This window comes from Magnetospirillum sp. WYHS-4, from assembly GCA_039908345.1.
GTDB lineage: Bacteria > Pseudomonadota > Alphaproteobacteria > Rhodospirillales > GLO-3 > JAMOBD01.
Window position 1 is genome coordinate 16,266 of record JAMOBD010000043.1, and the last position, 12,039, is coordinate 28,304.

At 65.3% G+C, this 12,039-nt stretch carries 10 protein-coding genes and 1 tRNA gene; 4 read left to right on the plus strand and 7 right to left on the minus strand.

Annotated elements, in window-relative coordinates; genetic code table 11:
• The 7 genes from H7841_12600 to H7841_12630 form a co-directional block, all read right to left on the minus strand.
• Positions 1 to 618 carry a CDP-alcohol phosphatidyltransferase family protein gene (locus tag H7841_12600; protein ID MEO5337716.1) on the minus strand — a complete coding sequence of 206 codons (618 nt, stop codon included), beginning with the start codon at positions 616 to 618 and terminating at the stop codon, positions 1 to 3.
• The gene (aepY, locus tag H7841_12605; protein ID MEO5337717.1) at positions 615 to 1,769 is read right to left on the minus strand and encodes a phosphonopyruvate decarboxylase; all 1,155 of its coding nucleotides are present in this window, start codon (positions 1,767 to 1,769) and stop codon (positions 615 to 617) included. Before aepY ends, H7841_12600 begins: the two co-directional genes overlap by 4 nt.
• Before the next feature lie 14 nt (positions 1,770 to 1,783).
• On the minus strand, positions 1,784 to 3,430 hold the full coding sequence (gene aepX / locus H7841_12610) for a phosphoenolpyruvate mutase (protein MEO5337718.1): 1,647 nt from the start codon (positions 3,428 to 3,430) through the stop codon (positions 1,784 to 1,786).
• Positions 3,431 to 3,525: 95 nt separating this feature from the next.
• Positions 3,526 to 3,876, minus strand: a complete 351-nt coding sequence (locus tag H7841_12615) for a hypothetical protein (protein MEO5337719.1) — start codon at positions 3,874 to 3,876, stop codon at positions 3,526 to 3,528.
• A 22-nt stretch (positions 3,877 to 3,898) separates the two neighbouring features.
• Positions 3,899 to 5,119, minus strand: a complete 1,221-nt coding sequence (locus tag H7841_12620; GenBank protein MEO5337720.1) for an NADP-dependent isocitrate dehydrogenase — start codon at positions 5,117 to 5,119, stop codon at positions 3,899 to 3,901.
• Between the two features lie 204 nt (positions 5,120 to 5,323).
• Positions 5,324 to 5,749, minus strand: a complete 426-nt coding sequence (locus tag H7841_12625) for a hypothetical protein (protein MEO5337721.1) — start codon at positions 5,747 to 5,749, stop codon at positions 5,324 to 5,326.
• 198 nt (positions 5,750 to 5,947) lie between these two features.
• Positions 5,948 to 6,024: transfer RNA gene (locus tag H7841_12630), tRNA-Arg, on the minus strand.
• 262 nt (positions 6,025 to 6,286) lie between these two features.
• Between H7841_12630 and H7841_12635 the strand changes: the two genes are divergently transcribed.
• The 4 genes from H7841_12635 (at position 6,287) to H7841_12650 (ending at position 11,892) form a co-directional block, all read left to right on the plus strand.
• Entirely contained in the window at positions 6,287 to 7,486 is a 1,200-nt protein-coding gene (locus H7841_12635) for a hypothetical protein (protein MEO5337722.1), read from the plus strand.
• A 71-nt stretch (positions 7,487 to 7,557) separates the two neighbouring features.
• Positions 7,558 to 8,010, plus strand: coding sequence for a xanthine phosphoribosyltransferase (gpt, locus tag H7841_12640; GenBank protein MEO5337723.1), 453 nt, complete (start codon positions 7,558 to 7,560; stop codon positions 8,008 to 8,010).
• Between the two features lie 12 nt (positions 8,011 to 8,022).
• Positions 8,023 to 9,864, plus strand: a complete 1,842-nt coding sequence (locus H7841_12645) for a cyclic nucleotide-binding domain-containing protein (protein ID MEO5337724.1) — start codon at positions 8,023 to 8,025, stop codon at positions 9,862 to 9,864.
• Positions 9,865 to 10,056: 192 nt separating this feature from the next.
• On the plus strand, positions 10,057 to 11,892 hold the full coding sequence (locus H7841_12650) for a cyclic nucleotide-binding domain-containing protein (GenBank protein MEO5337725.1): 1,836 nt from the start codon (positions 10,057 to 10,059) through the stop codon (positions 11,890 to 11,892).
• Positions 11,893 to 12,039: the final 147 nt, after the last annotated feature.

Genomic DNA, 12,039 nt, shown 5'->3' on the forward strand with positions numbered 1-12,039 from the left:
TTAGGAAGAGGCTCGGGGGGCCTGCTTGGCCCCCCTCAGCTTCCGCCGGAACAGCCAGACGAAGAATAGGGCGAAGGCCGGGGCGCCGAGAGTGGCGGCCAGAAGAAGGCCTTCCGACCAACCCAGCCAGAGCGCGATGGGCACGGCGACGATGGCGTCGTCGGGGTCGACGCCGTGGAAATTGCCGATCTCGGCCGCCCGAGCCCCTTCCAGGGCCTCGATACGCAGGACCAGGAAGAGGATCAGCGCTACCGCGCCGCCGGCCAGGATGCCCATGGGAATGGCCCAGGCGCCGTAGCCACCATCCCTGAGCCCGATGCCGAGGCCGACGAAGATCAGGGTATTGCAGAGCGCGTCGGTCAGCAGGTCCAGCTTGTGGCCGAAAGGCGAGGTCTTGCCGGTCAGCCGCGCCAAATCGCCGTCGGCCCGGTCCATCAGCATGGAGAACACGAACAATCCGGCTGCCCAGGAGGGTTCGTTCGCCGCGAGTGCTCCCGCGGCCCCCAGTCCCGCTGCCAGCCGCAGCATGGTCAGGTGGTTCGGGGTGACCGGCGTCATCGCCAGAGGCTTGACGACCGTCACCCGCGCCACGCGATGGAACCAAGTATCGTGGCTCATCCTCCGGCTTTCCGGTAGGGCTTCAGGAAATCCTGGAATCGTCGTGCCACCTCGGAAGGGGCGACGCCTGGTCGGCCCAGCTTGGACATGGAACCTGGGGCGATGCGCATGTGGACCAAGCGTGGCCCGCCCTGGGCCAGGCTGTCCCTGACCGCAATCTCGAAGCCTTCCAGGTCGTCGCAGGAATAGGCGCCGGCATAGCCGCAGGCGCCCGCCACGGCCGCGAAGTCCACCGAGTTGGAGACGGTGGGTTGCCCGCCGGTGGAGTCGTAGGTGCCGTTATCCAATACGACATGCACCAGATTGGCGGAACCGTAGACGCCGACGGTCGCCATGGCACCCATCTTCATCAGGGCGGCGCCGTCGCCGTCCAGCGCGATGACCGGCGATGTCACGTTCATCGCCACCCCCAGGGCCATGGGTGCCACGCAGCCCATGGAGCCGATCTGGTAGAGATGCTGGGGTCGGTCGGCGATGGTGAACAACTCGCGGGTGCATTTGCCGGTGGCCGTGATGATGCCGGCATCGTCGGGAACGAAGGAGAGCAGCCGCTCCATGGTCCGGTAGCGGCTGGGCCGCTCGCCGCCCTTCGCCAGATCGCGGGTAACGCCGGGGGAATGGGGCGGCATGGGCTCGCCATCCAGGTTCTCCTCGGCCACGTCGCCGTCTTCCATGACGAAGGCGAAGGGCAGGCCGGTTTCGTCCATGGAAGCCTGTGCCGCCGCGAGGGCGGGCGCCACGTCGGCCTGGGACTTGGGAAAGGGACGGTGCGGCACCCGGATGACGTCCAGCAGGGCCGGAGTGATTTCGCCCATCAACTGGTGTTGGGGCTCGTCCTTGACGCCGGGCCCGCCGCGCCAGGTGACGATCAGCATGGATGGAATGCGGAAGGGATGGTTCAGCGAGGTCAGCGGATTGACCGCGTTGCCCAGTCCCGAGTTCTGGCAGATGACCGCCGACTTGCGTCCGGCCAGCCAAGCTCCGGCGGCGATGGCCACCGCCTCACCCTCGCTGGCGGCGGCGACGTAGCGTAGTTCGCGGTCGCTGATCACCCGGTTGATGACGGGCGTGAGGAACGAGCAGGGCACGCCCGAGAAGAAGGTGAATCCGGCCGCCTTGGCCGGCCCGAGGAAGTCGTCGGCACGGATCATCGCTGCCCTCTCGCCTAAAGGAATTCGCCGGCCTGGATGAGGTCGGTGGCGGTATCCACGTCCATCCACTGGCCGGTCACGTAAAGGACGCGCACGGCGTGGCCCCGGGCCGCCAGGCGCGAGAAGACGTCGAGCAGGCTGGCCTTGGCCAAGCTGCCGTCGGCTTTCATGGCGTCCAACTCGGCGCGCAGCAGTTCCGCACCCTTGGCGCTGAAGCGGGCCAGGCCCATCCATTCGCCGCAGATTTCCCCGTCGGGCAGATCGTTGCCCATGCGGGCGAGCGTCACCGGCGAGTCCTCCAGGTAGTCGGTGGAGAAGGGGCGCGAGCAGGACACGTAGTCGCGCACCTCGTCCGGCGTCACCTTGCGCTGGCGCCAGAGCGCGTCCACGGTGACCACGATGTCGCCATCGGCGGCCCGGAGGCGGTCCAGGATGTAGTGACGGAACAGGATGTCGCCGTAGGCCACCACCACCTCGCCGTTGAGCGCAGGTTGAGCGCAGGCCAGGCTGGCGGCCTCGCCGGTCCCGGCGTAGTCGTCGTTGTCCACGGCGCGGATGCCGGGCAGGTTGACCATGTCCTTGTGGTAGCCGCGCACCACGGTGATGTCGCGCAGGCCGCCTTCCTTCAAGGTCGCCACCAGGCGGCGCAACAGGGGCTGGCCGCGCACGTCGATCATGCACTTGGGGCGATCTTCGGTCAGCTTGCCCAGCGCCGCCCCACGGGAAGCCGCCAGCACCACCGCCTTCGGCACTTCGCGCGGCGAAGGCAGGTAGCGCTTCTCGGCATCGGCCAGTTCCTCGTCGCCGGTCAGGCGGAAGACGTCTTCCAGGGTGGCGACGTTGGGCTCCACGGCCAGCAGGCTTTCTTCGCGCTGGATGCGCCGGCTGGTCTCGCGCATGGCGGAAATGGCGGCGCGCAGGTTGTGATTGGCCCAGATGACCAGAGAGATTCCCGCCTCGCGGAAGGTATCTGTGGGGGTCTGGTAGTACTTGGTAGGGACGATGACCACCGGCGCCCGGTCGCCGAATTCCCTGCGGAAGGCGAGGATTTCGTCGGCGGTGCGCTGCTTGGAATGGATCAGGATGGCGTCGGCCCCGGCTTCCCGGTAGGCGATGGCGCGCCGCAGGGCCTCGTCCATGCCCCAGCCGGAGATCAGGGCCTCGACGCGGGCCACGACGCTGAAATCGGGGTCCGTCTGGCTGTCCTTGGCGGCCTTGATCTTGCCGCAGAATTCTTCCATGTCGGCCAAAGGCTGGTTTTCGCCGATGAAGGAATTGGTCTTGGGAAACAGCTTGTCCTCGATGCAGATGCCGGCCACCTGGCGCTGGCAGAGCTTCTTGACCACCCGGCGGGCGTTGTTGAAGTTGCCGTAGCCGGTATCGCCGTCCACCAGGATGGGGATCGAGGTGGCGTCCGACATGAATTCCAGCATTTCCAGGACCTGGGTCCAGGAGGCCTCGTTGTTGTCGCGCACGCCCAGGGCGGCCGACAGCGACAGGCCGGAGCCCCAGATGCCCTTGAACCCGGCCTCCTCGACGATCTTGGCCGAGATGCCGTCGTGGGCTTCCATGATGAATTCCAGTTCCGCCGATTCCAGCATGCGGCGAAACTGCCCGGCCTTGGTCAAAGGCTGCGATACGGCCGGAAATGCCGTCGACATGTATGCGCGTCCCCGAAGTGGCGAAAACCTTGGCCCGCCCTCCCAGCCGGGCGAACCGCGGCCCATATATTACAATTCCGAAGCGGGGTCCACCGTCATGAACGGGACGGTGCCAGCAGGCGCTCCAGGTCCTTGGGATCGTCGCTCACTACCCGGATTCCGTAGCGGTCGGCGTCGAAGTCGCGGCCGACATGGACCACCTCGCGCCGCCCGCCGCCCTCGGTCGGGCCGGTGACGTGGTATTCCACCCGGCGCCCGAACAGGCCGGAAGTCAGCTCGACCCGGTCGAGGGCGTAGGCGGGGCCGCCTTCGGGGGCGAAGGTGGCCTCCTCCACCGCCATCTTGAGGCCGCTTTCCCGGTCGAAGTCGCTGCTCATGAACTTGTGCTTGACGCCCGCCCAGAGAACTTCGAGGGCGTCGAACAGAACGTTGGCTTCGACCGGCATGGCATCATTATCCTTGTCGTTGTTACCACTTCTGCAAGGCCGAACCCAGTTCGCCGGCGATCTGGTCCAGGAAGGCCTGGGTGTTGAGCCAGGGCTGGTCGGGGCCGATCAGGATCGCCAGGTCCTTGGTCATGAATCCTTTTTCCACCGTATCGACGCAGACCTTTTCCAGGGTCTCGGCGAAGCGCACCACGTCGGGGGTGCCGTCAAACTGGCCGCGGTAGGCCAAGCCCCGGGTCCAGGCGAAGATGGAGGCGATGGGGTTGGTCGATGTCTCCTTGCCCTGCTGGTGGGCCCGGAAGTGGCGGGTCACGGTGCCGTGGGCCGCCTCGGCCTCGATGGTCTTGCCGTCGGGAGTCATGAGAACCGAGGTCATCAGGCCCAGCGAGCCGAAACCCTGCGCCACGCTGTCCGATTGCACGTCGCCGTCGTAGTTCTTGCAGGCCCAGACGAAGCCGCCCGACCACTTCATGGCGCAGGCCACCATGTCGTCGATCAGGCGATGTTCGTAGACGATGCCCCTTTCCTGGAAACGGGCCTTGAACTCGGCCTCGTAGACTTCCTGGAAGATGTCCTTGAAGCGGCCGTCGTAGGCTTTCAGGATGGTGTTCTTGGTCGACAGGTAGACCGGCCAGCCGAGGCCCAGTCCGTAGTTCATGCAAGCCTGGGCGAAGCCGCGGATCGATTCGTCCAGGTTGTACATGGACAGCGCGCAGCCGGCGCCGGGGAAGTCGAAGACCTCGTGCTCGATGGTCTTGGAGCCATCGGCGGCGGTCCATTTGACCACCAGCTTGCCGGCGCCCGGAACCAGGAAGTCGGTAGCCTTGTACTGGTCGCCGAAGGCATGGCGGCCGATGACGATGGGCTGGGTCCAGCCGGGCACCAAGCGTGGCACGTTCTTGCAGATGATCGGCTGGCGGAAGACGGTGCCGCCCAAGATGTTGCGGATGGTGCCGTTGGGCGACTTCCACATCTTTCTGAGGTTGAATTCCTTCACCCGCGCCTCGTCGGGGGTGATGGTGGCGCACTTGATGCCGACGCCATACTGCTGGATGGCCTTGGCCGAATCGACGGTGATGCGGTCTTCGGTCTCGTCGCGCTTCTGGATGCCGAGATCGTAGTACTTGATGTCGATGTCCAGGTAGGGAAGGACCAGCTTGTCCTTGATGAAGGCCCAAATGATGCGGGTCATCTCGTCGCCGTCGAGATCGACGACCGGGTTCTTAACCTTGATCTTGGCCATGACGCGTCTCTCCGCTTACGGGTGTCCAGGGGAGCGTCCGTCGGGGTGCGCCCCGAAGAGATGCGAAGACAGGCCGGACCTACGTCCGGAAACCTGGCACGGACCGGAAAACAATAAGTCCTCCGGAAAGGGTTTGGCAAGGGTGTCGCGCAAAGGGAGTATAAGCGCGATGGCGAGGCCACGCTTAGGACGATCCAAGCTACATCAGTCGGCATCCAGGTCCGGAACCGGATTCCTCGACTTGACATCGGGAGGGTGTCCCGGCGGCGGGCGGCGTTTCAGGGCATTGGTCTTCAGCATGGCGCTGGAAGCCAGGGTGCCGTCGTAGGACTCGACCGCATCCCAGGTCAGGGCAAGTGTCTCGGACAGGTCCTTGAAGCACATTCGGGCGTAGTCCTTGGCGGCGACCAATCCCTGGAAATAGTGGGTGGAATCGAGCCGCGACAGGTCGGTTTCCTGATCGCGCATGATGCGCATGGCCTCTACCAGACGGGTGGTCGCGTGCTTGTGGGCGGTCGTGTAGTCGGGATCGCCCTTGTCCACCTTCTCGATCAGGACGTCGCGCCCCGACACGACAACCCGGTAGAGCGCCTCGCCTTCGTTGTCCTTCAGCGCCTTCTTGCGGGCCATGACCAGCCTCCATTCCCCACGATCCTGACGTTTAAGTTTGCCCCTTCGGACGGGGCGTGCCAAGAGGAATGTCGCTAACAGAGCGCGCAGGCCGCCGGGGTAGCGCTCCCGACCGCTTTGCTGTTACCCCAGATGTCACCCCAAGCGATTTTTCGGGTTCGGGCAGCTTTGGGTTTTTCTGCTAAAGCTTGGAAAGAATGGCGCGCCCGAAGAGATTCGAACTCCTAACCCTCAGATCCGTAGTCTGATGCTCTATCCAATTGAGCTACGGGCGCCCATCCGGCCGGCCGGCGCAACGTGCCGGGCTCGGCGGAGGGCCGGAAACTACTCCAGGACGATCCGGAACGCAAGCCACTATGACGGTCGGCGGAAGACTTGACGGCAAGCCTTTTTCCCGCCAGGAATTTCCGGCCTTGTCGGGACTCGGAGCATTGAGTAATATCCCCCTTCGAGACGCGAGGGGGATGATTCCGAACGTCGGGGTAGGTCGTGGCAGTGGGTCTTGCGCCCGCGCGGCAGAGGAAGGCGGACTCGCATATGGCGTTTTCCAGTTATCGGGCAATCGTGTTGGGCGTGGCACTGCTGTTGCCGGCCTGTGCTTTCACCGAAGAGGCCTTGTGGCCTTCCCTGACGGGGGAGGACCCCGCCGGCAAGTCCGCCGCCAAGGGATCATCCGCGGCGGCGGCATCGGCGTCGGCGGGAACGGCGGCCTCCGCCGATGCCGCCGTGATGACCTTGCCCCAGCAGGAAGCGCCGGTGGTGGCCTCCAGCCAGCCGCCCCTGGGCAGCGGCAACTTCGAACCCTCGGGTGTCACGCCCGGCGCGGCGACCGGCACCATGGTCGGCAAGATGGTCGAGGAGATGCGCGAGGAATTGCGGCGCCTGCAGGGGTCGATCTCGAACCATAACGGAGTCCTGCAGCAATTGCGCGGCCGCACCGTCCAGGATTCTCAGCGCTATCACGGCGCCATGGCGGCCATCAACGCCCGCCTTCAGGTCGGAACGACGCGCGGCAATCCCATCCTGGTGCAACAGTTCGGCGCCGCCCAGCAGGATCTCGACCGGGTCGCGATAGACGTCAGCGAGATGAACAAGCTGGCCCAGGCGGCCGGCGGCGATGCCAACATGGTCAATTATCTGTCGGAGCGCACCCATTCCACCTTCCAGGTCTCCGGGGCCGTCGACGAGGACCACAAGCAACTCGCCGTCCTTGAGGACGAGACGAATCGCACGGCCGTTCTGGTCGACCGCCTGATGAAGGAAGTCACCGACGACGTGCGCCGCCAGACCAATTACATCGCCTCCGAGCGCGGTAACATGAACGTGGTGGCCTCGGCTATCAAGAGCGGCGAATTCATGGGGGCCAGCCTGCCCAACCGGGCGGGCACCGCCTACATGCAGTCTACCGAGCCGATGACCGCCATGGCCACCGAAGGCCGTCGGCCATTGGTGGTGATTCGCTTCGACAAGGCGGACGTGCCCTATCAGCAAGCCCTCTACAATGCGGTCAGCCGTGTCCTCGAACGCCGGCCCGATGCCGCTTTCGATCTGGTCGCGGTGACGCCCGCCCAAGGCGATGCCGGCCGGCAGGCTCTCAATTCCACCAAGGCCCGCCGTCATGCCGACTCGGTGATGCGCTCCCTGATGGAGATGGGGTTGGCGCCGAATCGGGTCGCCGTGTCGGGCAAGACCCTCGTCGACGCCCGCACCACCGAGGTGCATCTATACGTCCGGTAAAGAGTTGGAAACCGAGAATGCGGGGGACCGGCAGCGGCGCTGCCGGTCCCTTTTGTTTTCCGGAGCTCGCGATGGCCGTTGAACGCCGTCTGACCTGGCAGGAAGTCGAGGCGACCGCGGCCTCGCTCTGCCGCCGTTTGGCCGGCGACGGGCCTTGGCACGGCGTGGTCGCCGTGGCCCGCGGCGGGTTGGTGCCGGCGGCGCTCGTGGCTCGGGGCCTCGGTCTGCGTTTGGTCGATACGCTGTGCCTAGCCAGCTACGACGGGCGTCGACGGGGCCAACTGGACGTGGTCAAGATTCCCGAATCGGCGACCACCGAGGGGGGGGAGGGCTGGCTGGTGGTGGACGACCTCGTCGACAGCGGCGCCACCGCCCGCAAGGTCCGCCAACTGCTGCCAAGGGCCCGCATCGCCGTGCTCTATTCTAAGCCCGATGGACGGGGGATGGCCGACGTCTGGGGCGAGGAAGTGGCCCAAGGAATCTGGTTGGTCTTTCCCTGGGAAACGGCGAAATTGGAACGATGAAGGGAGTTGCGTATGGCGACTTTCGAAGTTCAGGTTGCCTTGGATGGGCGCTGGGTGATCGATTCGGTCTACCAGGAAAAGGCCTTTGCCGTCGAGCGGGCGCAAGTGCTGGCTGTCAGCAGCGACTACGATGGGGTGCGGGTCAACGAGGAGGTCCGCAACCGCGCCCCGCAGGTGGTCTTTCAGGAAACCTGTCAGCGCCGCGAGAAGCCGGTCACCATCGTCCCCATCGACGAGGCGGGGCCCTGTTCGGCTCTAGAGGATTGTTACGCCTTTCCGGCCCGGCGTACCCTGGGGCGCCTGCTGCGCAAATACTTCGACCAAGAAGGCCTGACTCCCATCGAGTTCCTTTTCGATTTCGGTCAATTGCGGAATCTGCAGCGTAACGAGGCCCTCTGGCATCAAGGGCTGCAGAGGATCGCGGACGTTCAGGCACGATCCGTTGGCGGCGATGCGGGCGACCGCCTTGGGGAACTGGAACGTCTGGCCAAGGCGGTGGTGGATCGGGCTCGCGAGGCCAAGGCGCCGCGCGACCGTTTGGCCCTGGTGGCCGAAGAGGGCTTGGAAGCGGCCTTGGCGGAGCTTGAGCCGGGGACGGCGGGACCGCTGCTGGGTGCTTTTCTCGGGCAAGAGAGGGATTGGGCACGCAAGCTGGGCCTCGTGTTGCGGGAGGCGGAGCGCAACCCAGCGGCCCCGGTGGCCGCGATTCTCGACGAACTCGCGGCCGAGATACTGGAAAGCGCGGTTTCGGTGCGGGATATCCTGGGAAGGCAACCGGATTTAGGGACGGCTCTTCTCGTCTTGACCCGGATATCCTGCGGTAGCCTGCCTCCGTCAAAGGAAGAGGACGATCTTCTCGGGCGACTGAATGGCCTCGTGGCTGCGGATGGGTTTCCCTTGGCGCGGAGCGTTCTGCTGGCTCACGTCCGTTCGGGGTTGGCCGGGATCGCGCCTCTCAGTCGGGGCGGGGAGGACGGGGACAAGGAGTCCTTCGACCGGTTGCGCCGCCTTCTTGCGTCTTCCGGGGCCTTTGCCACCCCAGCCATGGCCGAAGCCGCGACACAGCGGATGCGCTTGGTTGGCGGCCGAGGCGGCGAAAACCTGGATGCCGATTCGGCCATCGAGGCGATGCTCAACGGTCTTGCGCATGTGGCGGGTCGTTTGGAATACCTGTTTGCGCTTTCGATGACCGACTTCGGCGATCGCTTCGGCGATGCCGTGGCTGCCAAGATCAAGTCGGTGCTGGAAGACGTCGCCGACCCGGCGGTCCTGGCCCCGGGGGAGGATGAGGCACGGGTTCTGGGGCGTCTGCGTCGTTTCCTGGAAGAAGCTGACCTGACCGAGGCGCTGAAGTCTTGGGTTTCCGGTCGTCTGAACGACCTATCCAGGGGCAGGGGGGCGGCTCCGGTTGCCGCGGTTCCTCCGGCTCCCCCGATGCCGGCGGCGGTGGTGGCTGCGGTGGGCCGCAGGTCCAGCCTTCCGCGGAGGTTCTTTCCCGTCGGAGCGACCTTGTTCCGGCAGGGCGACGTCGGTGGCGAGGCCTACCTGGTCGTTACCGGGCGGGTCGAAGTCTATGTCACCAAGGATGGCCGCAGCGTCACGCTGGGGACCGTGGAGCGGGGCGGCATCATCGGCGAGATGTCGCTGATCGACGACCAGCCCCGCATGGCCTCCGCGCGGGCGGTGAGCGACCTGGAAGTGAGCGTCCTGCCACGCGACCTGTTCCGGCGCCGGCTGGACCGGTTGGCCGAGACGGATCCCGTGATCCGGCGTCTTATCGATATCTTTGTCGAACGCCTGCGTGCGGGAGCCTTTCAGGGGATGGGCGGCGGCGGAGGGCGGCGGCGATCGTAAAAACATCCAATTGTAATGCAATGTCAATTAATATCAACTAAACGAATATACCACGAAAGAAGTAGTTAATAGAATAGTTATTCTAAATACGTACTTGTAGCTCCAAGATGTCTTCCCGGTGTCTTGTCCGGTTGGTGGGGAAGCCTTGCCGGATCGACGTCCTGAAGACGGAAGGTGAGAGAGGGGGGAAAAGTGGGATTTCATCGCGAGACGAGTTACCTGGTGGAGACGGCCCAAGGAAGCCGGTGGATCACGGACTCCATCCATAGAAGCCAAGCCAAGGCCGTTGAGCGGGCCCAGGCCCTGGTTTCCGGGAACTCCTGCGACGGGGTCCACGTCCTGGAGGAGAAGGATGGCTCGAAGCCCAAGGTGGTGTTCGAAGCGACTTGCAAGCGGCAGGAACGGCCTCTCACCATTACTCCCCTGGACGAAGCGGCGCTTTGTACCGTCTACGCCGATGTCTTCGATTTTCGGGCGCGGCGAACCCTGGGGCGCCTTCTGCCCATGTATTTCGAGCGCGAGAACGTCTTGCCGCTGGAATTGCTCTGCGATTATGGCCGCCTGCGCTTGCTCCAGCGCAACGAGAGTCTGTGGTTTCACGCGCTGCAGCACGTGGCATCGGTGCAGGCGCGGGCCGATGGCTCCGACGCCGGCCAGCGCCTGAGCGCCCTCGAGCGTTTGGGGGCCGAGGTGGTGGAGAGGGCCCGTGACCTTTCGGCGGGAGCGGATCGGCTCCAGATGCTGGAGAACCAAGGGCTGGAGGCGGCCCTCGCGGGGCTGGAACCGCCCGCGGCCGCGGCCGTGCTGGCTCGTATCACGGGGGCATCCCGCGATTGGGTCGGCAAGGTGGAGCGGGTGGTCGATCAGGCCGAGCGGGAAAATTCTCCAGCCGGTTGGGCGCCGCTGGACGAACTTGCGGCGGAAATTCTTGCGGGGAGGACCGCGGTCCGCGATCTGCTGGGAAGCCAGTCGGACCTCGGCAAGGCGCTGTTGGCCGTTACCCGATTGGCGACGGGGCGGGGCCAATATCGTGACACCAAGTCGGCGGCGGCCCGTCTTGATGCCATCCTGAGGCGGGGAGTCTTCCCGAAGACACGGGAAGTCTTGCTGGCACGCGTCGAGTTCGCCCTCAAGGGCGTGCAGCCCCTCAGCAACGAGGGAGAACAGGCGGATCGCGAGGCCTTCGACCGGTTGCTGGCCGCTCTGATCGGCCAGGGTGGATTGGCCGGGGCGGCCGGAATGTCGGAGGCTGCTACGCTGCGGCAACGAGCGGTGGGGGGCCGGGACGGCGAGGATCTTCCGGCGGCGCAGGGCGTCGCCCTGATTCTCCGGGCGCTGCCCAACCGGGCGGTGAAGCTGGGCTATCTGTTGGCTCTGGGGGCTTCTTCCTTCGGAACGCGCTACCCGGCGGTGGTCCTGCAGCCACTGGCGAGCCTGCTCGATGAAGTCAAGAGTGTGGGCGACCTGCTGCCGGCCGGTGCCTCGCCGGCGGTCTTGACCTCGATCTTCGCAGATCTGCGTCGGCATATCGCTCATTCGGTCCTGCCCGCCGACATCAAGGCCTGGGTGGAACATCGTCTGACCGAATTGGCTGCCGGACACCAGGCGGTCGGTGCGCCGCCGCCCAAGGTTCAGCCCCAGGCTGCGGCCGCGGAAGAGCAGCGCGCCGCTTCGGACCGCAGGGCCTTTCCTGCCGGCAGCCTGTTGTTTTCCCAGGGCAGTGTGGGTGACGAGGCCTATCTGATCCTTTCGGGCGAAGTCGAAGCTTTCGTAGCCCGCGAAGATCGGGAAGTGCGGCTCGGCATCATCAAGCGGGGAGCCATCGTCGGCGAGATGGCGTTGGTGGACGACGGGATGCGCATGGCCTCGGTGCGGGCGACGGTCGACACCGAAGTGCGGATCATTCCTCGCGACATCTTCCGTCGCAAGCTGGACAGGCTCCAGGAGGCCGACCCGATCATGCGTCGGTTGATCAGCATGTTCGTCGAGCGACTCCGGACCCAAGCCGAGTTGCCCTGGTTCGAGTGATTCGCTGCCTGGGTGGATTGATCGTCCGGTATGACCCAACTTGAACAGTGCCCGAGAAAAAGCTGTTCTGTAACAGACTGTTACGGAGTGGCACGGGTTTGTTAGCACTACATTCCGGGGTGGCGGGGTTTCAGGTGGGGGTTTCGT

What these genes read in the sequence shown, in the direction of transcription:
- H7841_12600 (MEO5337716.1), bottom strand. Translation starts at nt 618, where the DNA reads ATGAGCCACGATACTTGGTTCCATCGCGTGGCGCGGGTGACGGTCGTC.
- aepY (MEO5337717.1), bottom strand. Translation starts at nt 1,769, where the DNA reads ATGATCCGTGCCGACGACTTCCTCGGGCCGGCCAAGGCGGCCGGATTC.
- aepX (MEO5337718.1), bottom strand. Translation starts at nt 3,430, where the DNA reads ATGTCGACGGCATTTCCGGCCGTATCGCAGCCTTTGACCAAGGCCGGG.
- H7841_12615 (MEO5337719.1), bottom strand. Translation starts at nt 3,876, where the DNA reads ATGCCGGTCGAAGCCAACGTTCTGTTCGACGCCCTCGAAGTTCTCTGG.
- H7841_12620 (MEO5337720.1), bottom strand. Translation starts at nt 5,119, where the DNA reads ATGGCCAAGATCAAGGTTAAGAACCCGGTCGTCGATCTCGACGGCGAC.
- H7841_12625 (MEO5337721.1), bottom strand. Translation starts at nt 5,749, where the DNA reads ATGGCCCGCAAGAAGGCGCTGAAGGACAACGAAGGCGAGGCGCTCTAC.
- H7841_12635 (MEO5337722.1), top strand. Translation starts at nt 6,287, where the DNA reads ATGGCGTTTTCCAGTTATCGGGCAATCGTGTTGGGCGTGGCACTGCTG.
- gpt (MEO5337723.1), top strand. Translation starts at nt 7,558, where the DNA reads ATGGCCGTTGAACGCCGTCTGACCTGGCAGGAAGTCGAGGCGACCGCG.
- H7841_12645 (MEO5337724.1), top strand. Translation starts at nt 8,023, where the DNA reads ATGGCGACTTTCGAAGTTCAGGTTGCCTTGGATGGGCGCTGGGTGATC.